At 33.4% G+C, this 22,241-nt stretch carries 19 protein-coding genes; 5 read left to right on the top strand and 14 right to left on the bottom strand.

Annotation, left to right across the window (positions count from 1 at the left end):
• Positions 1–142 precede the first annotated feature (142 nt).
• Complete coding sequence (locus LV842_RS15760) at positions 143–3,496, bottom strand: T9SS type B sorting domain-containing protein (protein WP_233112388.1); 3,354 nt, start codon at positions 3,494–3,496, stop codon at positions 143–145.
• 195 nt (positions 3,497–3,691) lie between these two features.
• A complete protein-coding gene (tsf, locus tag LV842_RS15755) occupies positions 3,692–4,516 on the bottom strand; it encodes a translation elongation factor Ts (RefSeq protein WP_233112387.1) in 825 nt (274 codons plus the stop codon).
• 144 nt (positions 4,517–4,660) lie between these two features.
• Between tsf and LV842_RS15750 the strand changes: the two genes are divergently transcribed.
• On the top strand, positions 4,661–5,350 hold the full coding sequence (locus LV842_RS15750) for a DUF6759 domain-containing protein (protein WP_233112386.1): 690 nt from the start codon (positions 4,661–4,663) through the stop codon (positions 5,348–5,350).
• A gap of 65 nt (positions 5,351–5,415) precedes the next feature.
• Here LV842_RS15750 and LV842_RS15745 read toward each other — a convergent pair whose 3' ends face one another.
• Complete coding sequence (locus LV842_RS15745; protein ID WP_233112385.1) at positions 5,416–6,372, bottom strand: acetyl-CoA carboxylase carboxyltransferase subunit alpha; 957 nt, start codon at positions 6,370–6,372, stop codon at positions 5,416–5,418.
• Between the two features lie 49 nt (positions 6,373–6,421).
• Complete coding sequence (gltX, locus tag LV842_RS15740; protein WP_233112384.1) at positions 6,422–7,927, bottom strand: glutamate--tRNA ligase; 1,506 nt, start codon at positions 7,925–7,927, stop codon at positions 6,422–6,424.
• Between the two features lie 120 nt (positions 7,928–8,047).
• Between gltX and LV842_RS15735 the strand changes: the two genes are divergently transcribed.
• On the top strand, positions 8,048–8,392 hold the full coding sequence (locus LV842_RS15735) for a phosphomannose isomerase type II C-terminal cupin domain (protein ID WP_233112383.1): 345 nt from the start codon (positions 8,048–8,050) through the stop codon (positions 8,390–8,392).
• A gap of 16 nt (positions 8,393–8,408) precedes the next feature.
• Entirely contained in the window at positions 8,409–9,380 is a 972-nt protein-coding gene (locus tag LV842_RS15730) for a hypothetical protein (RefSeq protein WP_233112382.1), read from the top strand.
• On the opposite strand, the gene LV842_RS15725 is transcribed toward LV842_RS15730, so the two are convergent.
• Positions 9,377–10,261, bottom strand: coding sequence for a hypothetical protein (locus LV842_RS15725; protein WP_233112381.1), 885 nt, complete (start codon positions 10,259–10,261; stop codon positions 9,377–9,379). The genes LV842_RS15730 and LV842_RS15725 overlap by 4 nt on opposite strands.
• Before the next feature lie 66 nt (positions 10,262–10,327).
• Between LV842_RS15725 and LV842_RS15720 the strand changes: the two genes are divergently transcribed.
• On the top strand, positions 10,328–12,397 hold the full coding sequence (locus tag LV842_RS15720) for a glycosyltransferase (protein WP_233112380.1): 2,070 nt from the start codon (positions 10,328–10,330) through the stop codon (positions 12,395–12,397).
• Here LV842_RS15720 and LV842_RS15715 read toward each other — a convergent pair.
• Genes LV842_RS15715 through LV842_RS15700 form a run of 4 tightly spaced genes read right to left on the bottom strand, consistent with a single transcriptional unit; the run spans position 12,394 to position 16,108 of the window.
• Positions 12,394–13,230 carry a glycosyltransferase family 2 protein gene (locus LV842_RS15715; RefSeq protein ID WP_233112379.1) on the bottom strand — a complete coding sequence of 279 codons (837 nt, stop codon included), beginning with the start codon at positions 13,228–13,230 and terminating at the stop codon, positions 12,394–12,396. The genes LV842_RS15720 and LV842_RS15715 overlap by 4 nt on opposite strands.
• A gap of 3 nt (positions 13,231–13,233) precedes the next feature.
• Positions 13,234–14,205: a hypothetical protein gene (locus LV842_RS15710; protein ID WP_233112378.1), complete on the bottom strand. Its 972-nt coding sequence runs from the start codon at positions 14,203–14,205 to the stop codon at positions 13,234–13,236.
• A complete protein-coding gene (locus tag LV842_RS15705; protein WP_233112377.1) occupies positions 14,202–15,131 on the bottom strand; it encodes a glycosyltransferase family 2 protein in 930 nt (309 codons plus the stop codon). The genes LV842_RS15710 and LV842_RS15705 overlap by 4 nt, the downstream gene beginning before the upstream one ends.
• Positions 15,128–16,108, bottom strand: a complete 981-nt coding sequence (locus LV842_RS15700) for a glycosyltransferase family protein (protein ID WP_233112376.1) — start codon at positions 16,106–16,108, stop codon at positions 15,128–15,130. The genes LV842_RS15705 and LV842_RS15700 overlap by 4 nt, the downstream gene beginning before the upstream one ends.
• Positions 16,109–16,171: 63 nt before the next feature.
• On the opposite strand from LV842_RS15700, the gene LV842_RS15695 reads away from it, so the two are divergent.
• Complete coding sequence (locus tag LV842_RS15695) at positions 16,172–17,251, top strand: glycosyltransferase family 4 protein (RefSeq protein ID WP_233112375.1); 1,080 nt, start codon at positions 16,172–16,174, stop codon at positions 17,249–17,251.
• Here the strand turns inward: LV842_RS15695 and LV842_RS15690 are convergent.
• The 5 genes from LV842_RS15690 to LV842_RS15670 all read right to left on the bottom strand — a co-directional run bounded on the left by LV842_RS15690 (position 17,248) and on the right by LV842_RS15670 (position 22,211).
• Entirely contained in the window at positions 17,248–17,991 is a 744-nt protein-coding gene (locus LV842_RS15690) for a polysaccharide deacetylase family protein (protein WP_233112374.1), read from the bottom strand. The two genes, LV842_RS15695 and LV842_RS15690, sit on opposite strands and share 4 nt — an antisense overlap.
• Positions 17,985–18,749 carry a glycosyltransferase family 2 protein gene (locus LV842_RS15685; RefSeq protein WP_233112373.1) on the bottom strand — a complete coding sequence of 255 codons (765 nt, stop codon included), beginning with the start codon at positions 18,747–18,749 and terminating at the stop codon, positions 17,985–17,987. Before LV842_RS15685 ends, LV842_RS15690 begins: the two co-directional genes overlap by 7 nt.
• A 68-nt stretch (positions 18,750–18,817) precedes the next feature.
• On the bottom strand, positions 18,818–19,576 hold the full coding sequence (locus tag LV842_RS15680; protein ID WP_233112372.1) for a glycosyltransferase family 2 protein: 759 nt from the start codon (positions 19,574–19,576) through the stop codon (positions 18,818–18,820).
• A gap of 135 nt (positions 19,577–19,711) precedes the next feature.
• On the bottom strand, positions 19,712–20,956 hold the full coding sequence (gene rocD / locus LV842_RS15675) for an ornithine--oxo-acid transaminase (protein ID WP_233112371.1): 1,245 nt from the start codon (positions 20,954–20,956) through the stop codon (positions 19,712–19,714).
• A gap of 241 nt (positions 20,957–21,197) precedes the next feature.
• Complete coding sequence (locus LV842_RS15670; RefSeq protein ID WP_233112370.1) at positions 21,198–22,211, bottom strand: MAC/perforin domain-containing protein; 1,014 nt, start codon at positions 22,209–22,211, stop codon at positions 21,198–21,200.
• Positions 22,212–22,241: the final 30 nt, after the last annotated feature.

Here is a 22,241-nt window from a genome sequence, read left to right as displayed (position 1 = left end):
ATATATGTGGAAAATGAAAAAAAACTGATATTCAAGATGTTTGTTTTTAATACCTATAGAAGGCTTTCTTTCTCTGATTTTGTATTCTAAAAAATAAAACGGCTTCATTTGAGACCGTTTTATGTTCAATATAGTAGAAAAATTATTCTCTGTTTTTAATCAATATCCATCCGGAATACGAAACAGGTAATTTAGTATCAGGTTCAGTCCATTTTAAAATATACCAGTAAGTTCCTGTAGAAAGTGTTCTTCCTCCTGATTTTCCGTCCCAGATATAATTGTTATCAGAAGATTTATAAACAGGAGCTCCGTATCTGTCTACTACTTCTATGGAAACATTTTGTTTAATTTTTAAATCTGAATAGTTTAATACATCATTATGACCATCTCCGTTTGGTGTAATCGCGTTAATAAGATTTATAATTAAAAAATCTTTTATTGTAGGTTGACATCCGTCCATTCCCAATACATAGGCTTTATGTGGACCTCTCGATAAACCTGTGAAAGTGTTAGAGGCTTGGTAATCAATTCCGTTTAAAGAATACTGATAAGGAGGTGTGCCTCCCGAAGCAAAAATAGTTGCTGTAGGTCCTGAAGTTTCAATTCTTGTAATTGTAGGAGCTTGTGCTGTAGTTACTTGTACGGTCTGACGATAAACACAACCATTAAATCCTAAATCTACATAATAACTACCTGGTCCCACCGTAATCGTCTGAGTGGTTGCACCTGTACTCCAAAGATAAGATGTGAAACCTGTACCAGCATCAAGCGTTGCCTTTTCATTTGAACAAATAGTCTGGTCGGTAAGTGTACCCGATTTTTTTGGAGATTTTAATCTTACGTTTAAGATTGCTGTATTCGGACATTCTGTAGGACTTTGAAATCTAATATAAAAGGTATTGGTAGAAGTAATGACTTGTGAAGTCGGGATAGCATTGATGCCAGTTTGTGCATCAGTTAAGCTTGCGTGGAAGGTTAAGGTTACAGCTGGATCTGCTGTAAATTGATTTTTATAATCATTCAGATTGGCTGTCTGAGAACCGTCAAGATTGTCATCACAAACATCAACACTGATGTTGTTGTTTAGTAAAGTAATTTTATTACCAATTTTAAAATTAATTTGGCCGAAAACTGTTGTACAGGTTCCGGTAAGTGCATCTACTCTTACATAAACTGTAGTGTTGGCAGTGTATGTCCAGTTTGTAGGTAATGAGTTGGCGTTTCCTGCGTTTGCGTCTGCCTGAACTAAATAATATCTTACATTAAAACTTGTTGAGTTGTTAACGATTTGAGTGGTGACATTAGCAAAATTTACATTGATAATTCCGTCAAAATTGTCGTCACATAAAGTTGCATTGAAATTAGCCGTATTAATATTCGGAGAAGGGGTTGTTGTTAAAGTAATTTGTGCGACTTTTGAACACCCGTATTGCGAAATTACGTTAGCGTATACCGTTCCTGCAGGACCTGTATACGTTGCAGGAGTTGTAATTGGACCGGTTAAATTAGAATTGGTAAAATAAGTAATGGTGATTCCGGAATCAGGGGATACGCTGGTTGTAGTAAGATTAAAAGCTCCGTTTCCGTTTGTGTCTGCACAAGAAGATAATGAAGCGTTATTTACTTGCAATACATCAATGTTTATAATGATCTTAAAATATTCAAAATCTGCAGGGTTGCCGTTTCCTTGTATATAATAGATGAAAGAATCTGTGGTGTCAGTTGTTAATCCAGCATTAGGAGTGTAAGTGATTTGTCCTGTTGTAGGATTTACTGTTGCGGTTCCTGAAGTTGGGACTAAGATAATTGCCGTATTCGCCGGAACAATGGTTTGAGTAGAATTGGTAAAAGCGGGAGTAATAACCTTTGTATTGCAAGATCCGATAGTATATGTCGTAGTAGTAATTGGAGGACAAAGCGTATAATTGTATGGAGTTGTAAGCTTAGATTCACAATTGTTTTTTGTCACTAAGCAAGTGTAATTTCCTGCACCATATAATTCCGGATTGATAGAATAAGAAGTTGCTCCGGGAATAATATTTCCATTCAGATACCATTGGTAGCTGTCGTAGCTGTTGTCAACCTGTAATAAAATTCCTAAATAACAATCTCCTGTTTTTGAAATAACAGGAACAGATGAGAATCCTGCGAAATATCCGCCATATCCTACTGCACCGCTTCCTGCGGCAATTCCTGCCGTTACAGATTTTGTAGAGTTTACCGTAATATTTCCTGTAACATTTGGAATGGAATAGGTTACCCAATTCGGATTTCCTGTTACTGGATAAGGTCCGTTGACCGCTGCAATAGGTCCGCTGTTTAAAGTTACTGTTGCTCCTGTTTGGGTGATAATGCTAAGTTTTGTATTGAAGGTCTGAGAACCGATTTGGTTGATAAAGCCTATTTCATCAACTTTATTAGGCATGAAGCAGCTTAATGGCGGAATAAAATTCATTCCACCGGTAGCATATTCGTTTACTGAAGGACTTCCTGTAATTCCTGCTAACAATTGATAAACATAAACGTTTTTATTGGTAGAAATCCCCATATTGTAGTTTCCGTTACCCTGATTGATATAATTGCTGCTTGGAACCATGAAATATTGTCCTGCATTTAGAGTAATCCCTGAACTTGCGCCATTTAAAGAAAACTGAGTGTTATCTTCAGTAGCAATGATAAGAGCAGTTTCCATTTGATAAGCAACGTTTCCATTTCCTTTTACTACGACAAAATCTTTTCCTAATCTGTCAACAGGAACAGCCTGGTCCATAAGAATATCATTGTTGGAGAAATTCAAATTAGTATATATTCCGTTGAAATTTCCGTTGGTCACAGAAATAGGTTTGGTTGCTTCTATTTTGGCACCGACTAAACCATCTAAATTATATTGTGAGTCTGTGCTTAAAGCATCTAAAACATAAGACTGTCCTTTATTGAGTGTAAATGTTTTGGTAGGAGATGAGCTGCCGTCAGAAAAAACGACATTCGGATTGTATCCGGAAATTACCACGGAAGTATTATCCTCAGTAGCAGTCACTCCAATAGTAGCGTTTACATAACTTGCTGTAGCTGTATTAGGAACTACTCCGGCGTAGAATTTTGTTCCTAAACCTGCTAATCCTTTTGAAGTGATGATTTCAGCATGGCTTTGTAAAGAAAATCGATAGTTGGCAAAGAATTTTTTTGACCCCTTTACATACATTCCCATAGAATTGGGTGTAAATAGTGAAGATTGATTAGTAGCAATCAGGAAATCATTTGGAATAGATACTTGTGCAGGGCTTCCTTTGCTTACCTGTACAGTGGTGAAAAGGGTGTTGTCATTGAAAATTTGTACTGAAAAAGGAGTGGTTTCGTTAGTTGATAAATACAGATAACCATTTAAACCAATAGTTCCTGCTTTTGAAGCCATTGGAGCAAACCAATGATCTGTATCAAGCTGTGCATTGAATAATAAACAAAGAAATGTACAAATGGTTAATAGAATTTTTTTCATTTTTTTCAATAAAGGATGCAAATGTAAGTATTAAAAATCAATTTTTTACATAAATTTTAAAGCTTGATTTGTTTGATGGTTGATATTATTGAATATTTAATGATTTTTTAATAAACTATAAAATCTAATAATTGTGAAATAAAAAATCCCGATGAAAAACTTCACCGGGATTATATTTAAAATTTAAAGGGTAAATTATAAACTTACTCTTACAAATCCTGTTACTTTTAGATCTGCGTTTACAGATTTTACATAGTCAGCAACTGAAATAGAGCTGTCTTTGATGAAATCTTGGTGTACCAAAGTATTGTCTTTGTAGAATCTCTGCATTTTACCTTTCAAGATATTGTCGATAATGTTTGCAGGCTTACCTTCTTCAGTAAGTTTGTGTCTTTCGATCTCTAATTCTTTGTCGATAGTTTCCTGAGAAACTCTAGTTTCGTCAAGAGCGATTGGGTTCATCGCAGCAGCCTGCATAGAAACCGATTTAGCAACTTCATCAGCTCCGTCTACTTTTGCAGAAAGAGAAGTGATAGCAGCAATTTTGTTTCCAGCGTGGATGTAAGCTCCTAAGAAAGGACCTTCGATTCTTTCGAATGTACCGATTTCAATTTTTTCACCGATAACCCCTGTTTGCTCGATTAATTTATCAGCAACAGTCATTCCGTGGAAATCTGTAGCTAATAATTCTTCCTTAGTAGCAGCAAAGATTGCCATTTCAGCTAATTCGTAAGCTAGCTCGATGAAAGCTTCGTTTTTACCAACGAAGTCAGTTTCACAGTTCAAAGAGATAATAGCACCTAACGTGTTATCTTCGTTTACTCTTGCGATTACTGCTCCTTCAGTAGACTCTCTGTCAGCTCTGTTAGCAGCAACTTTCTGTCCTTTTTTTCTAAGGATATCTACCGCTTTTTCGAAATCTCCTTCAGCTTCTACTAAAGCTTTTTTGCAGTCCATCATACCTGCACCTGTTTGGTTTCTCAATTTTGCTACGTCTGCAGCAGCTGGTGTATAAGACATAATATCTATTATTTTTTTATTTTAGATTAGTATTAATTTTTAGTTTATTTTTGAGCAGTGCAAAGATAATGATTTTAATGATAAACTAAAAAATGACTTTTCACGTTATTATAATTATTTAATAATTTTTTAAATACTCAGTTAATGAAAAAGATATTTCTTCTTATACTTTTAAGTGTTTTTTCTTTAGGTTTTTCTCAAAAAAAGAAAAAGGCTAAAGCGGTTGTGGAAAAAGAAACGGCAATTATCTATACAGAGGCCGATGCCGAAAATAGTAGTGAAGCGAGGGTAGTTGCAGGTTTTCTAAAACAGAATCCTAATCACGCTAAGACCGACTATTTCAAAAGAAAATTGATGGATATTATTATGGCTACTCCTTCTCCTTCCGAATCTAAGCCTATGATGGCTTCTGTAGGAAAAGATAAAGTTACCCCTAAAGCAGATAATTTCAGTAAACCTTTAGCTTCCAATACAAGTCTTAAATCTACTGCTCCTACAAGAACTGTGAATTATGCAAGTGTAGGTGGGACGAGTAAAAAATCGGGACCAGACGAACACGGAAAGAAAACAGCGGCCTTATTGACGCATCTTTTTAATAATGATGTTAGTGATAAAGAGGCGTATGTGAATGTTAAAAATAAATCGAAATGTAATATGGAGATGAAAATAAGCGGCAAGAAAAACTATAGTTTAATCATTCCTGCAAGAAGTGAAAACTATGTTATGGTAGATAAAGGAGATTATCAGTTATCTACAAAAGTGTGTGATTCACCATATACTACCTCTAAGAAAATAGAGAAAGATATTGAGATTGCTTTAAATGTAGGAGAGTAAAAGAATAAGAAAGAACAATATAATAAAAAAAGGTTAAGAAAAATTTTCTTAACCTTTTTTGTATTTTAACCTTTGAATTGTCCCATTGCAATGAACTTGTCTTGCCTTTGGGTTTCAAGTTCCTGTCCTGTGAATTTTGAGAACGCTTTGATATTCTGTAAAATCGAATTTTTCAAGTTTAAGAAAGTCGTTTCTGTATCGTAATGTGCTCCTCCAAGAGGTTCTTCAATAATACCATCAATGAATTTCTCTCTTAAAGCATCTTTTGGAGTAAGATTCAATGCGTTTGCAGCATCTTCTTTGTGATCCCAGTTTCTCCAAAGAATTGAAGAACAGCTTTCAGGTGCGATTACTGTATACCAAGTGTTTTCAAGCATATATACTTTATTCCCAACACCAATTCCTAATGCACCACCACTTGCTCCTTCACCAATGATATAAGTGAAAATAGGAGTTTTAAGCTGCACCATTTCGAAGATGTTTCTTGCAATAGCTTCACCTTGTCCTCTTTCTTCAGCTTCTAATCCTGGGTAAGCTCCCGGTGTATCTACCAAAGTAACTACAGGAATCTGGAATTTTTCAGCAAGCTTCATCAATCTTAAAGCTTTTCTATATCCTTCAGGATTCGGCATTCCGAATCTTCTGTATTGTCTTTCTTTAGTAGTTCTACCTTTTTGAGTCCCTATAATCATTACTTTCTGACCGTCAAGGGTAGCGATACCACCAATCATTGCAGGATCATCAGCAAAATTTCTGTCTCCGTGAAGTTCTAAAAAACTCCCTTTGTCTACCATTCCATTGATATAATCTAATGTATAAGGGCGATCAGGGTGACGAGATAGTTGTACTCTCTGCCAAGGAGTAAGATTTCCATAGATTTCTTTTTTCTTTTCTATGATTTTATCCTCTATCTGGCTGCATGCTAATTTTACATCAACACCACTTTCTTCTCCTACTAATGAACAAGTTTGGTATTGATCCATTAATTCTTTTATAGGAAGTTCGAAACTTAAATATTCCATTTCTTGAAGTAAATTAAATCTTTCAAATGTATGAAAAATTATGGTAATTTTATTTAAAATTATTTATAGCATTGCTTATTCTAGAGGTAGTTTCCTCTTTTCCAAGAAGTTCCATGATGTCTGGAACGTCAGGACCTTTCAGTTCTCCTACTAATGATAAACGCAACGGCATCATTACTTTACCCATTCCTAAGCCTTTATTTTCAGCGAAATCGTGAACAACCTGCTTTAAATTTTCAGCATTGAACTCTGCTCCTTCTAAATTTGAAGCTAATTCTCCTAAAACTGCAGAAGTTTCATCGTTCCAGGCTTTTTTAGATGCTTTTTCATCATAAGAAGTTGGAGCTTCGAAGAAGAACTTCCCGTTTTCGTAGATGTCTTTCGGGAAAGTCGCTCTTTCTTTCATCAGGTGAATCACTTTTAATAATTTTTCATCAGAAAGAGTGATGTTCAGATCTGAATTCTTCAGGATATTCAATAATGTTTCATCAGATGTCTTCTGAATATACTGATGGTTGAACCATTCCGCTTTTTCTTTACTGAATCTTGCTCCGGCTTTGTGAACTTTATTTAAATCAAATTCTTTTGCCATTTCCTCAAGAGATAAAATTTCTTTATCATCTGCAGGAGACCAGCCTAAAAGTGCAACCATATTGATAAAAGCCTCAGGAAGATATCCGCTTTCTCTGTAACCTTTAGAAATATTTCCTGTTGCAGGATCTGTGAAATTTAATGGGAAAACCGGGAATCCGAATTTGTCACCGTCTCTTTTGCTTAGTTTTCCTTTTCCTTCCGGTTTTAAAATCAATGAAAGGTGCGCAAATTGAGGTGCTTCCCATTCCATTGCTTCATATAATAAAGTATGTAGACCTAAAGATGGTAACCATTCTTCACCACGGATCACATGAGAAATTTCCATTTCGTGATCATCGATGATGTTGGCAAAATGATAAGTCGGCATTCCGTCGTTTTTTACCAAAACTTTGTCGTCCAGTGTATTGGTGTTTACAGATGATTTCCCACGGATGATGTCTTCGAGATTTAATATCCTGTCAACAGGCATTTTGAATCTTACTACATACGGTGTTTTTGCATCCAGTAATTTTTGAACTTCTTCTTCAGAAAGTGCAAGACTGTTTTTTAAACGGTTTCTTGTTTTGTTGTCGTAAGAGAAAACATCTCCTTTTGCTTCATATTCTGCACGAATGGCATCAAGCTCTTCTGCTGTATCAAAAGCGATGTAAGCATAATCTGTTTTTAAGATTTGCTCTGTGTATCTGTCGTAAATATCTCTTCTTTCAGATTGTCTGTATGGAGCGTATTTTCCTCCTTTTTTAGGGCTTTCGTCAGCAATGATTCCGCACCATTCAAGTGCTTCTTCGATGTATTCTTCTGCTCCTTCCACGTATCTTGCGGTATCTGTATCTTCAATTCTTAAGACAAATTCACCACCTTGGTTTTTAGCAAAAAGGTAATCATATAATGCCGTTCTTACGCCTCCTAAATGCAAAGGTCCTGTCGGACTTGGAGCAAAACGTACTCTTACTTTCTCCATTTTAATTAAAATTTTGGTGCAAATTTACTCAATTTTATGTGTTTGAATAAGCTTTTTATAAATTGGTTGCTTCCATCAATCATAATTTCTATTTTTGTATAAATAATGAATTCTTAAACTATGTTAGAAATTGGCGAAAGACCTTGGGGAAAATATTTTGTATTAGCAGATGAGCCGAATTACAAATTAAAAAGAATTGAAGTAAATCCCGGACAAAAATTATCTTACCAATATCACCATAAAAGACAAGAGCAATGGACGATTATTGAAGGAGATGCTACGGTAGTTCTGGACGATAAAGAGATTAGCCTGAAATACGGTGAAAGCATTTTTATTCCACTGGGAGCAAAGCATAGAATGATGAATCTTTCTGACAAACCTGTTGTTTTCATTGAAGTACAAACCGGTACTTATTTTGGTGAGGATGATATTGTGAGAATTGAGGATGAGTATGACAGAAGCTAATTATTAATTTCCTTTAATGAAAATTATTTTCCACGAGAATCAGTTGTGTTACAGAGGCACATCCAATGCGCTTTTTGATTATGCTCATTACAATGAAGAAATTCTTAACAATGAGTCTCTGATTCTTTTTCCTCAAGACAGTCCGAATAATGTTCCCGAAGCTATTGAACGTTTTGAAAAACGTTTCAAAGTGTATGGCTATAAAGATATTGCTGACCGAGATGATTTTATTAAAAAATCAAAAGCGGATATTTATTATGCTATTAAATCGGGTGAAAAGGAAAATGATGCTCCTGTAGATATTATTAAAACGGTAATTCATGCTGTTTTTAAGTATAATGAACCTTATGGGAATGTATATGCATATGTGTCAGAATGGTTAGCAAAGACCATGAGCAATGGGGAAATTCCATTTGTTCCTCATATTGTTGAGCTCCCTGAAGTAAGTGGCGATTTGCGAAATGAATTGAACATTCCCAAAGATGCAATAGTCTTTGCCAGATACGGCGGTTCGGAAACGTTTGATATAGATTTTGTAAAAAATGCTGTAAAAAAAGCAGCCAGAAAAAATAAAAACTTGTACTTCATTTTTATGGGGACGGAAGATTTCGTTAAAAGAAATATCTTCAGACCCTATAAAAATATTATTTTTTTACCTCCGACTACGGATGTGGAAAGAAAAGTCAAATTTATCAATACTTCCGATGCTTACTTGCACGCCAGAGTACAAGGCGAAAGCTTTGGGATTGCAGTAGGCGAGTTTTCCATTAAAAATAAACCGATCATCACATGGTCCGGTTCTGATGAAAAATCTCATCTTGAAATTTTGGGAGACAAAGCTATTTTATATAGCAATGAGAAAGACTTACTAACAATACTCAATACATTTACACCCAATGTTGAAACCAATTGGGATTGCTATTCTCAGCATTTCAATCCTGTAACCGTGATGAAAAAATTTGAAGAGGTTTTTATCAACTCTAATTAAAACAATGATTTTAAATAAAGCTTAACTCTCTTTTTAAACTTTAGAGGGAGTTTAATTTCCTTTTGTGGGTGATTCGCTTCAAAGTTTTTAATAAAATCTTCGGTATTTTTAGCTTTTACAAATATCAGTTCCTTCCAATGATCCGGAGCTAAAGGATGAAAGTTTTTAAAGTCGGTATAATTATCAACATTTAAATTGTCCCATCTATTCAAGAAATCCTGAGTGTCGAAATCATTGTTGTGTCCCCAGTTATTTACTTTCTGATGAATTTCTTCTGTGCTTCTTGCCCATGATTGATGAATGTTATTAAAATTTAATCTTAGGTAATACTCATTTTTTGGAAGTCTTGCATTCACGTATACCGGAACATTGGTAATAAGGAAACACGCCTCAGTATATGGAGAAATTACGAAAAAGCCGTCTTCGGTTTGTTTAAACAATGTAACAAAATTGACGAAAAAATTAACAGGTGTTTTTTCTGGTTTATTCAGAAGATACTTGTGCTTTTTCAGAAAAGAAGTCAGTTTCTCAAAATCTACAGGATATTCATCACTGTCGATTTGCAGATGCCATCCTCCTTCACCCATTTGCTTAGCCAGCATATTTCTTTGTCTCGTATCCAGATCAATCGTAGACATTCCTTCTACATAAAAAGTATCGCTGTAAAACGTAATTTTATTGCTGTGATCGAGATTTTTAAGATCATCAAAGACATGTTGAGGAATTGTAAAGTCATTTCCTGCCCACGTTTTTCCGTCTTTATCGTAGCAGATGTATATTTTATCCGAAAAATCATAGACTTGTTTCAACGAATTGAAAATAAATTTATAATCGTAGGATAAGAGGTAGCCGACCTTAATAATATCTCTTTTGTCTCTCATAATTTACAATAAATGCTTAATTTCGTTTTCCTAAATAATAGGGGAAAGCAAAATAATAAATTAAAAATGGGAATTAAAAGATTTTTTAAAAATAAAATCAAGGATCGTAATTTTATCAAAAACAAAAGAAAAATTAAGATCAATCATTTTGATTTAGATTTTTTCAAAAATTATACATTTAGTTTCATTAAAGATGAAAATCCGGAAGTTTCTATTATTATTCCGGTTTACAACCAAATCAGGTATACTTTAAACTGCCTTTATACATTGGATCAGTTTGATCGCCATATTTCAAAAGAAATCATCATCATTAATGATAAAAGTACTGATGAAACGCTTGACTTCCTAAGAAAAATAGAAGGAATTCGAGTGATTGATAATGAAGAGAATTTAGGGTTTTTAAGAAATGTAAATAAAGGAATTCAGGCTGCAAAAGGCAAATACGTTTACCTTCTTAATAATGATGTTGAGGTTCAGGAAAATTACTTGTCAAGTCTTTTAGACGTTTTTACGTCCAAAAAGAATGTGGGTGCCGTTGGTTCCAAGATGATTTTTGCAGACAATACTTTACAGGAAGCAGGATGTCTTATTTTCAAAAACTCTGAAATTATTAACATTGGCAGAAGAGAAGCGATTGATACTCCGAAATACAATTACTTACGAAAAGTAGATTATTGTTCAGGCTGTAGTTTATTGTTTCACAGAATGAATGCGAAAGGAAATCTTAATATTTTGGATGAAGCTTTTTTACCTGCTTATTATGAAGAAACGGATCTTTGCCAGAGATTAAAATATGAGCAACATTTGGACATTTATTATCAGCCTAATTCTGAAATTCTGCACTTTGAGAATGTTTCTTACACCGGAAAAGATAATTCGGGAAAAGAGCTTTTGCTTCAACAAAACAGGGAAGTATTCCGTAAAAAATGGGATCAGTATTTTACGGATGAAATGTTTCTTCCCAACAGAGAAATTAATTATAACAGACACTTTAAGAAACCGGGTTTCCTCTTTTTAGAAGAAAATATGCCAAAACCCGATCAGGATTCCGGATCGAGAAGATTTTTAGAAATTATTAAAATTCTTCAAAAAAACAATCACAAAATCACTTTAGCAGTAAGGCATTTCGATGAGGTGACTGATCTCGCTTATGTAAAATTCTTTAGAGGAATAGGCGTGGAAGTGTGTATGGATTACGTTACGGTAAAAGATAAAATTGTAAGAGTCGTAGATCAGGTAAAAGAAGCGATTAATTCTGTGGATATTATCTGGCTGTTCAGACCCATAGGTTTTGATTATTGGTATCAAGATATCAAGCATCTTATTTCCGGAAAGAAACTGGTGTATGATATGGTAGATCTTCATTATTTAAGAATGGAGCGTGAGAATAAATATATCGAGGTCACAAAAGACAGAACAAAACTCATTAATTTTTTCAGAGAGAAAGAATATTTTGGAATGAATACCGTAGATGCTGTTGTGTCTATTAGCGATGAAGAGAAAAATGCAGTTTCGAAGAATGGAGTAAACTATGATAAAATATTTACAGTAAGCAATATTCATCAGGCTGCAACTCCAAAACCGGTTGATTTTTCAAAGAGAGATGGGCTTCTTTTTATTGGAGGATATAATCACTTACCGAATATCGATGCTGTAAAGTTTCTGCATAATGAGATTATGCCTTTGGTATGGGAAAAGAATAAGGAGGTTAAGATTTTTATTTTAGGTCCTGATTTTCCCGAAGATTTGAAACAGCAATATCATTCAGAGAAATTCCAGATTTTAGGATTCCAGAAATCGGTTGATCATTGGTTCGAAAATGCCAGAGTTTTTGTAGCGCCACTTCGTTACGGAGCCGGAGTAAAAGGAAAAATCGGTCAAGCTTTAGAATTTAAATTACCTGTAATTACCACAGGAATCGGAGCTGAAGGAATGAGCCTGGAAGACAGAAAAACTGCATTGATTTCTGATGAAAACCCTCAGAATTTTGCAGATAAAATTCTGGAACTTTACGATAATGAAGAGTTATGGCAGACTTTACACGAAAATAGCCTGTTGCCGCTTTCAAAATTCTCTATAGAAACTCAGGAAGAGAACATCAAAAAAATGCTTACATACTTAGGATTTGAAGATTAATTCTTATAAATCTTCTGGTATTTTTTAGGTTTAAAAAATTGGTACATCAATTTTCTGTACCATTCATTATAATATTTGGCTTTATACTTTTTATTCTCACGGATTAAGCTCATAATGTTGTGAAAATCCAGTCCGTTTTGTTGGTAAAAAGTATAATGCTTTTGGTAGATTTTGAAGAAATTGTCAGATAATTTCGAGCTGTTGTCTATACTGGTATTGGTCAGGGAATTTGTAGTATTTCTAATTCTGTAGAAAAACAAAAACTCATCAATTTTATAGGGTTTTATTCCTTTTTCAATTAAAGAGATCCAAAAATCCCAGTCTTCATAATAGCTGAGCTGGGTATCAAAACCACCCGTTTGTTCAAAATCCTCTTTGTAAATAAGTGCAGTAATCGGAATGCAGTTTTCAATTAAGAAATCAAAAGTGTTAAAAGGCTGTAAAACCCATTCTTTATCTGTTTTTTCAAAGAATTTTCCTTTGGTGTAGCAAATTCTTATTGCTGGGTTTTTAGAAAGAATCTGATGCGTTTTCTCTAAAAATGATTTTTCTATGATATCATCACAATCCAGAAAAAGGATATATTTTCCTGAGGCATGCTTTACGCCGTGATTGCGGGCAGAAGACTGTCCCTGATTTTCCTGGTGAATGATTGTCAAATTTCTAAATGCCTCATTGTTTTCAATAGAATCTAAAACGGCTCTATCAGAACCATCATTCACAATGATGATTTCAAAATCCGGATACGTTTGGTCATAAACACTTTTCAGTGTCTCATGAATATAATCTTCACCGTGATAATAAGGAATGATAATAGAAATTTTTTCACTCATGCTTTAAGAAATTAGGGTCTTAAACCAGTTTTCAAAACTATATTTATTTTTAATTTCAGAAGGTATTTCCTGATAAGGACTTTCAACAAAGTTTTTTAATCCATCTTCGTCATCTTCTCCTATGATAAAGATATTTTCTTTTTTATAAAAATCATAGTTTTTTACATCCGTATTATCTGTAATCAGTTTTTTATGATATTTCAAAGCTTCAAAAAACCTGAAAGATAGTCCGTTGTGTTCTTTTAATTTTAAATCTAAAAGCGCTTTGGAGCTTTTTACATGATTCATATTTTCTTCATACGATAAAAACTGATTGGTAAATGTAATTTCACCTTCAGCATCTCGTTTGTTCCAGGTAAATAAAAGAATTTTCTGAGATATGTTTTTCAACGTAAAGGTTTTTGAGATATTCTTTAAAACGTTGAAACGTTCTTCAACATAAGTTCCTAGGTAAAAAACATCCTGCTTTATGGTTTCCTCGTTCTTATTTTCATTAAAATTAAAAAAGAAATTGGTTAGAAAGTAGATGTTATTTTTTTCATCCACATCGCTCTTGTCAAAAACATAAAAAGCATCAAAGAATTTAATTTTTGAGTAAATTGCCGGTGTTCTGTTAAGACCGTCCCAATGGTTTCCGACCAGCTTTTTGGCTTTTGTTTTTATAATGCAAATGAATTCATCTGAAAAGAAATCAGTATTCAACATCAAAATGGTATCATAATGAGGAAGCTTCTCTGCCTTTTCTAGTAATGTTCTTTCAATAAACTCTTTACGAAGCTGATCCTTGTAGCTTTTATCCTTTAAAATCGTTTTACGGTAAAGATTTTTGACTTTTTGAGCCATATTTTTGTACCTGAACTTTTCCTCAGCAAAAAAAATGAAATCAACATTTTCATAGCCTAAATCATCCAGATTCTTTTTGATCAGGATGGGAATTTCTGCATAATTATGCATGATGATGAGGATCTTTTTCATCGGTATAGAAAATTGAAGATGAAAGATAAAAGAGGTTTTTCAGACTTGATTTTTCTTTTTAAAAGAGCGTGTTGAGTTTGAATATAAGCCAGCAATCGTTCAATGGTCGTATTAGGATTATTTTGAAGATATTCTCTGAATTTTTTCTCCTTATCATTGAATGTTCTGAGCTTAATTTTATATTCCCTGAAGCTTTTTGGCTCCCTGTTCACATCAAATTTTTGAATCATCTTCTCCTTTGACTTTTCATCTTTTGGATATGATATTCCGCCAACCTGCTGTTCGCTGTGGATTCGATACCTAAAAAGCTTATCGTTGATAAAATCGAATCTATTTTCTTCTGAAGCGATTACGGCAATCCATTCATCATGATGGAATCCGTCAATTAATGGAAAAGGCAAAACTTTTTCAACAAAAGATTTTTTTATGGCCATCGATGCACCGGTTGCAAAATTTCCTATGGTACAGAAAATTTTAAAATAATCTAAATTGCTACTATTTAAAATTTGTGGAACATCCCAAACGGTATATTTTTCAAGAGTATTGTTGCTATCATCTATTAGATAACCATTTGAACAAATAACATCAATTTTAGGATGCTGCTTAAAATGATCAACATACATTTCTACTTTTACCTCTTCCCAGATATCATCCTGATCACTTAGAAAAATGATTTCACCTGTACATAATGAAATTGCTTTCTCGAAGTTTTTTACACTGCGCAGATTTTTTTCATTAGAATAAATTCTGAAGATTTCAGGGAACTGGGCGTGATATTCTTTTAGAATTTGTAGTGTTGCATCGTTGGATCCGTCATCACACACGACGATTTCGTCTACTTTAACGGTTTGATGTAGGATTGAATCAATCTGTTGCTGAAGGTATTTTTCACCATTAAATGTACATAATGCTACAGATATTTTCATGATTCATTCAGTTTGAAAACAGTATTTACCCAATTATCCAATGTATACTTTTGATAAATCTCCTGAGGAAGTTTCTGATAATCAGATTCAAAAAAAGATTTTTTCACATTGCTGTAATCTTCATTCAATATCAAAATGTTTTCCGGGTTATAAAAGTCGTAATTTCTAATATTTTGATTATCAGTGATGAATTTTTTTTCCAATGCCATCGCTTCAAAAATACGGAAGCTTAATCCCATTTGATTATGACGTTGTAAATCGAGAATGACTTTACAGCCTTTATACAGTTTGGGTAATGATTGTTGCGGGATGTTTTTTCTTCTAAATTTTAAAATATGAATGTTTTTTTTATCAATAATTTGAAAAATCTGGTTCTTCCAGCTTTTTTTACCGGCAATAATGGTTTTGAACTTTATACGCAACGAATCAATCTTATTAATAAGTAGATTGAGTTTTTCTAATCGTTTTTTGTCATAAGAAGTGATGTAAAACAGATCAAGATGCGGGTGTTGCTTTTCAGCCGGAAAGTATTCCAAATAATTATAATTGGTAATTTTATTGAACCCAAACTTTGCGACATCTTCGTCATCAAAAGAAAAAACAGTATCAAAAAAGTGGAGAATGTGTTCAGCAGGGTTTCTGGACATACTGTCGTAAAGATAAGCGATATTTCTTTCCGCATGTTTACGAATTTCGGTATGTACTCTTTCTTCAATCGCTTCAGGATTAATAACAAGAATCTGATCTTGTTTTCCTATTTTGTGCAACGATTCTATGATGAAATTCTGTCTTTTTTCATGCTTAAGATTTTTACCTAAGAAAACTTTGCTAAAGGTATTTTTTACTCTTGCTCCAAAATTTTTGTGAGTGAAAGCTCCAATGTTAATATGGTATGCCTCTATGCCTTTTTCTTTGAGCTTATTGACGATATGCTCGTCATAATGCCAAAAATCAAAACTAATCAAACAAATTTTCATACCACAAAAATAAAGATTTTAAATTTTAAATTTATACTTTTGGACTAAACCCCTAGTTTCTCAATGAAAAAAAATGTTCTGATAGATGTTGAACGATTAAAATATCCAAAATCTGGAATTGCAAACGTTTGTATATCACTGATAAAAGGATTAGATCAAAAAATATCTGCTTTTAATTATACATTTTATGGGCCAAAAGCTAATATTCCGGCTACACAATCCAAATTTAATACCATAAACTGGAAATTCTGGCAAAAAAAGATTCCGGTATCTACGTCTTCTTATGCCCTTATTCACACAACGCATCAGCTTTCAGAATATTTTCACAACCTTAAAAAAAGTCAAAAAAAAGTTGTGACCTTGCATGATCTTAATTTTTTACACGATAAGAGCTCGGCAAGAAAAGTAGAAAAAAGCAAACGTCTCGTACAAAAGAATATTGGAAATGCGGATGCCATTGTTTGTATTTCCGAATTTGTGAAGGATGATTTTATAAAGAATAAACATTTATTTCAATTAAAAGAAAATGTAAAAATAGAGGTCGTTTACAATGGTTTAATGTTTCCTGAAAAAGTAAATTTTACAGCTCCCCAAGATTATCCTTTTATTCATGAGAAGTTTATCCTGAATATTGGCGTTCTTTTTCCTAAAAAAAATCAGAATGTCCTGTTAGATTTAATTTCAAAAAATGACAGACATCTCGTATTGATAACGAGTTCCGCAAAGTCAGAGTACAAGGAAAAGTTTCTTGAAAAAATTAAAACATTAGGATTGACTGAGCGCGTACATATTTTAGAAAATGTGGAGAATGAAGAAAAGTATTTTTTACTTCAGCACTGCGAAGCCTATTGTCATCCTTCATTAGCAGAAGGTTTCGGAATACCTCCTGTTGAGGCAATGTATTTTGGGAAACCTGTTTTTCTAAGCGCGTTGACAAGTCTTCCTGAAATTGGAGGTGATTTAGCTTTTTATTTTGAAGATTTTTCTGCTGAAAAGATGAATGAGGTTTATCTGAACGGAATTTCCACATTCAATGAAGATAAAGAAGTTTTCCAAACCAGATTAAAAGCAAGAGCTTTAGAATTCAGTTATCTTAAAATGGTCGAATCGTATGAAAATATATACAAGGAATTATTAATTTAAAGCTTTAGTTTTCCAAGTCGAAGTTTCCATTTGAATTTCTGAATGCTGTCTCCGTATTTTATATCAATACGTTTGATTTCAAATTTATTTTTCCAAGGAAAAGATTCTATCTCGTTGCCAATTCTTAAGGCGGCAGTAATTCCTGATTGTTCAAGCATTTCAAAAAATGCTCTTTTTTTATTTTTTTCTTTTGGGAACTTTCCATAAGGATAGGCCAATACATGAGAGAATTTTATGGCATTTTCCTTTAGAATTTCAATGTTTTTTTTGAGATCTTCTCGTGCATTCTCCACAGACATTTCAGAATAGTTTTTATGAGAATGGCTATGAAGTGCAATTTCTATGAGTTCAGGGTTTAAATTTCTAATTTCATCAAAACTCATGAAATGTTTTTCTGAAGAATTTTCTCCGTTCTGAATGTATTCTGTAAGAATGAAGATGGTAGCTTTTAACTGATATTTTTCTAACAGGGGAACTAAATATTCAAGGTTGTTGTAATAACCGTCATCAAAGGTCAGGATAATTTTATTCGGGATGTTGTTCTCTTTGTCAAGTTCTTTGAAAAATAGAGTGGTGAAGTTGTTTTTTATATAAATAAATTGCTTCTCTAAATTCTCTGTAGTTACGATAAGGTCGTTTTTAGAAGCTATGTTTTTAGGCAAAACCTGATGATACATCAAGATACGAACGGCTTTTCTTTTTGATAAACCGAGTAGTCCTTTTACAGCGTTTGTTAACATGCCTTACCGAATTTGGAAATTTCGTGAAGTTTTTTGTATTTCAAAAAGGTATAGAAAGCTGCTGTTGCTGCTGCGTAATATCCAACCAAGCCATCTAAGAAGCCTAAACGGATGAAATAAGACTTGATGAACTGATACATCGGTTTAAAGATGATTTTGGCTGCATTTGATCTTTTCCCGTTGTCGTACATTTTTTCTGCCATCATCGAAGTGTATTTGTTAGACTTTTCGATGTGGTGGTATATGTCTTTGTACGTATAATGGTTGATCTTACCTTCTATTTTTCCTTTCTTTTCTGAAGTAATGAATGCTTCATGAACAATATCTTCAGAATATTTCCCGGCATTTTTCCTGAATAGTCTTTCTCTCTTTATATTTCCCCAACCTCCATATTTCAAAGCTTTTCCTAAGAAAATATTATTGAACCCTATTTCATATACGTTGAATGGAGCCACTTCAGCTTCGACGATTTTTTTTATCGATTGCTGTGCCTGTTGATCAGGAATTTCATCAGCATCTAAGAAAAGAATCCAATCGGCATTACAAAGACTTATTGCATAATTTTTCTGCTTTCCGAATCCTTCAAACTTCTTTTGTACAAATTTTACTTTTGAAAATTTTTTACAGATTTCTACAGTATGGTCCGTCGAGAAACTATCTACTACAATAATTTCGTCAGCAAGATCATGAATTGCGCTGAGGTTTTTTTCGATAATCCGATCTTCATTGAAGGTGATAAATGCTACGGATAGCTTCATTCTGTACTTATGTTTTATACAAAAATACAGTTTATTTTCAGATTCGGAAATTTTATAAATATTAAGACTTAGATGTATTCTTCTTTTAAAAATTCATAGGTCTTAAAAGAGCTTAAAGCACTCAGATAGGAGAGGATAATTCCCTTTTTACCATCTAGTATTCCCAGTTTTAAAATATACATTTTAAAAAAGTTGAAAATGCTTTTTGAGATTTGTTTAATCAACAGATAAGGCACATTTTTCTCACGTAAATCTTTTGCCTTTAGTTGAGCATAATGGATTACTTTATGATAGTAGGCCTGATAAGAATCGAAAGAGAAATGTAAAAGATAATTTTTAAGAACTCCCGGATTATTCAAATTTTGAAGACCTTCATGTACTCTTTTGTTTTCATCATAGTTTCCTACCGATTTTTTAAAAAGGCGGATGTTTTTGTCATTTTGTGTTCCCGAATAATGAACAGGTTCTCCCATGAAGAAGAATTTTCGTTTAAAATAATAAGCATCTTTTGCTTCCGGGTCCTGTATTTCCTGCAAAATTTCAGCTTTGAGTGAAGGAGTTACCCTTTCGTCTGCATCTAAAAATAAAATCCATTCAAAACTAGCATAGGAGAGACATAGATTTCTTTGCTTGGTAAAGTCTTCAAATTTATTTTGATATACTTTTACTTCCGGAAATTGAGTTTTAATAATTTCTATTGTTTTGTCTGTGCTGTAAGAGTCTAAAACAATAATTTCATCTGCAAAAGCTATAGATTTTAATGCTTCTTCTATATTCCTTTCTTCATTATACGTAATAAGAAGGGCGCTTATTTTCGGGTTCTTCATTTTCAACAACTAATTAGTATGTGTTAGATAATAAAAGTTGCTAAAAGTTAATCAATCGTTTGTATGAATTTTATAATAAAAAAATAACACTCTGAAAATGAGTGCTATTTTTTTTAAAAATCCTGTTTTTCTAACTTATTTTTGAAATTCTGTAATTGTTTTCTCAATAATTTTTACACAATCTAGTAACTGCTCTTCAGTAATTACCAAAGGAGGTGCTAATCTGATGATATTTCCATGGGTTGGTTTAGCCAATAACCCATTTTCTTTTAATTGTACACAGATATTCCAGGCTGTAGAACTGTCCGGAGTATCGTTGATTAAAATTGCGTTGAGTAAACCTTTTCCTCTTACTTTGGTAATCAGATCAGTTTTTGCAATTAATTTCTCAATTTCAGCTCTGAATAATTGTCCTAATTCTTCAGCTCTCTCAGATAATTTTTCTTCTTCAACAACATTCAAAGCTGCAAGAGCAACTGCACAAGCAATCGGATTTCCACCGAAAGTGGAACCGTGTTGTCCCGGTTTTATTACATTCATGATTTCGTTGTTTGCCAGAACTGCTGAAACCGGATACATTCCTCCTGAAAGTGCTTTCCCCAAGATCAAAATATCAGGCTGAACATCTTCGTGGTGACAAGCGATTAATCTTCCCGTTCTTGCAATCCCAGTCTGAACTTCATCAGCTATGAAAAGAACATTGTGTTGTTTACACAATTCAGAAGCGTTTTTCAAGAATCCGTCATTCGGAACATAAACTCCTGCCTCTCCTTGAATAGGTTCAACCAAGAACGCTGCAATATTTCCTGCTTCTCTGTTTAAGACCTCTTCTAAAGCGGCAATATCATTATATGGGATTTTAATAAATCCTGGTGTGAAAGGTCCGTAATTTTGATTGGCATCAGGGTCATTGGAAAAAGAAACAATTGTTGTTGTTCTTCCGTGGAAGTTATTTTCACACACAATGATTTTTGCTGCATTTTCTGAAATTCCTTTTACTTCATAACTCCATTTTCTCGCCAATTTTACTGCTGTTTCTACAGCTTCTGCCCCGGAATTCATTGGTAAAACCTTATCGAAACCAAATAGAGTAGTGATCTTTTGTTCGTATTCTCCTAATTTCGAATTATAAAAAGCTCTTGAAGTTAAAGCTAATTTCTGCGCCTGTTCAACTAAAGCATTTACAATTTTCGGGTGAGAATGACCTTGGTTAACAGCAGAGTATGCTGAAAGGAAGTCATAATATCTCTTGCCTTCTACATCCCAGACAAAAACGCCTTCTCCTTTATCCAGAACAACGGGAAGAGGGTGGTAGTTGTGAGCTCCGTATTGGTTTTCAAGGTCAATGAAATACTGTGAGTTTTTTTCTGCTGTTGACATATATTTTTGGTTTTTTACAAAGTTAATTATTCTAAATTATCCGACTGAAGTAAAATAATTCTGAAAATAGACAAGATTCAGTAGAAGTGTGAAGGTTTAGTTCTGATTACAGGAAAATATTTGTTAAAGTCTGATTGGGTTTTGGTTTTTATATCTTTTTTAGTCTTACAATGAAAATATATAGGTAAAAAAAATCCGCCTTTGATGAAATGGCGGATGTATTGATGTTTTTAAACTATAATTATTCTAAACTTACTTGATTTTCCTTAAGATATTGATCTATATAAGTTTTTAATTCAGCTTTCTTTGCCGGATCTTTTACTAAATCATATATACTAATTAGTCCATTATTGCCAAAATCTACCAATACCGAATTCTCTTTTGTAGAAGAGCTTTGCCAATTGGAATAATTAAGTACAGGAGTTATTTTTTCAAGATTGTAAATTCCAGCCGTTGCTAAAGATTTGTCTCCGCCTCTCGTTTTGTAAAATAATTTTTTAGCATAATTTTTTGAAGCTTCTGCAGCATCAGTTCCATTACTCATTCCATTTACAGCTGTTTTTACACCTGCTCTTGCAGCGCTTTCGCGATTAGAATTTGTTGTTTTTGCCTGGAAAATTATATCAAAGGCAGATCCGGTATATATATCAACCGCGACATGAGTACCATACGTTTTAACTATTTGTTCAGGACTTTTTTCTTCAATATCCTTAGAAAAATCAGCGGTTAGGTAATTACTCAAAAGTTCACTATCTGTGTTGATTCTATATCTCTTTTGTTTTATAATTAAATTGTAGCTTCCGTAGATATAGTTTGGATCATATTTTTTATTGCTTAAAATGGCTGTAGTAAAAGGAATTGTTTGTCCAAATACACTAAACTGCTCGGTTGCTGATACTTTTGTTGAAAGCATTTTTGAAAAAGCAGCCGCGTTTTCTCCATATTCTTCTTTATATTCCTGAGATAGGATATTTTCTTCTGACAAACGTTGAGCTTGTTCGATTTTAAATTTATCTGTATCAATTATTTTAGATGCTACAGAATTTTCATTTGCGTACGAACCTAACACATTATAACCATATCCTAAAGCATTGTATGTTCCGGATAGTTGGGAAGGTTCATTGACAGGAAGTTGTAGATGTTCCCAATTTTCTCCAGTTTCTTCATTGATGATTTCGTCATTTGTTGTGGTTGAACATGACAAAGCCAAAGCCATAAGTATCACACTGTAGGATCGAAAGAATATTTTTTTCATTGTTTTATTTTGATCTAAGATACTATTAAA

The organism is Chryseobacterium gwangjuense (genome assembly GCF_021311115.1).
GTDB classification, from domain to species: Bacteria; Bacteroidota; Bacteroidia; order Flavobacteriales; family Weeksellaceae; genus Chryseobacterium; species Chryseobacterium gwangjuense.
The sequence above is the reverse complement of the archived record's forward strand: the minus strand, read 5'-3'. Positions and strand labels throughout refer to the sequence as shown.

What these genes read in the sequence shown, in the direction of transcription:
- LV842_RS15760 (WP_233112388.1), bottom strand. Translation starts at nt 3,496, where the DNA reads ATGAAAAAAATTCTATTAACCATTTGTACATTTCTTTGTTTATTATTC.
- tsf (WP_233112387.1), bottom strand. Translation starts at nt 4,516, where the DNA reads ATGTCTTATACACCAGCTGCTGCAGACGTAGCAAAATTGAGAAACCAA.
- LV842_RS15750 (WP_233112386.1), top strand. Translation starts at nt 4,661, where the DNA reads ATGAAAAAGATATTTCTTCTTATACTTTTAAGTGTTTTTTCTTTAGGT.
- LV842_RS15745 (WP_233112385.1), bottom strand. Translation starts at nt 6,372, where the DNA reads ATGGAATATTTAAGTTTCGAACTTCCTATAAAAGAATTAATGGATCAA.
- gltX (WP_233112384.1), bottom strand. Translation starts at nt 7,927, where the DNA reads ATGGAGAAAGTAAGAGTACGTTTTGCTCCAAGTCCGACAGGACCTTTG.
- LV842_RS15735 (WP_233112383.1), top strand. Translation starts at nt 8,048, where the DNA reads ATGTTAGAAATTGGCGAAAGACCTTGGGGAAAATATTTTGTATTAGCA.
- LV842_RS15730 (WP_233112382.1), top strand. Translation starts at nt 8,409, where the DNA reads ATGAAAATTATTTTCCACGAGAATCAGTTGTGTTACAGAGGCACATCC.
- LV842_RS15725 (WP_233112381.1), bottom strand. Translation starts at nt 10,261, where the DNA reads ATGAGAGACAAAAGAGATATTATTAAGGTCGGCTACCTCTTATCCTAC.
- LV842_RS15720 (WP_233112380.1), top strand. Translation starts at nt 10,328, where the DNA reads ATGGGAATTAAAAGATTTTTTAAAAATAAAATCAAGGATCGTAATTTT.
- LV842_RS15715 (WP_233112379.1), bottom strand. Translation starts at nt 13,230, where the DNA reads ATGAGTGAAAAAATTTCTATTATCATTCCTTATTATCACGGTGAAGAT.
- LV842_RS15710 (WP_233112378.1), bottom strand. Translation starts at nt 14,205, where the DNA reads ATGAAAAAGATCCTCATCATCATGCATAATTATGCAGAAATTCCCATC.
- LV842_RS15705 (WP_233112377.1), bottom strand. Translation starts at nt 15,131, where the DNA reads ATGAAAATATCTGTAGCATTATGTACATTTAATGGTGAAAAATACCTT.
- LV842_RS15700 (WP_233112376.1), bottom strand. Translation starts at nt 16,108, where the DNA reads ATGAAAATTTGTTTGATTAGTTTTGATTTTTGGCATTATGACGAGCAT.
- LV842_RS15695 (WP_233112375.1), top strand. Translation starts at nt 16,172, where the DNA reads ATGAAAAAAAATGTTCTGATAGATGTTGAACGATTAAAATATCCAAAA.
- LV842_RS15690 (WP_233112374.1), bottom strand. Translation starts at nt 17,991, where the DNA reads ATGTTAACAAACGCTGTAAAAGGACTACTCGGTTTATCAAAAAGAAAA.
- LV842_RS15685 (WP_233112373.1), bottom strand. Translation starts at nt 18,749, where the DNA reads ATGAAGCTATCCGTAGCATTTATCACCTTCAATGAAGATCGGATTATC.
- LV842_RS15680 (WP_233112372.1), bottom strand. Translation starts at nt 19,576, where the DNA reads ATGAAGAACCCGAAAATAAGCGCCCTTCTTATTACGTATAATGAAGAA.
- rocD (WP_233112371.1), bottom strand. Translation starts at nt 20,956, where the DNA reads ATGTCAACAGCAGAAAAAAACTCACAGTATTTCATTGACCTTGAAAAC.
- LV842_RS15670 (WP_233112370.1), bottom strand. Translation starts at nt 22,211, where the DNA reads ATGAAAAAAATATTCTTTCGATCCTACAGTGTGATACTTATGGCTTTG.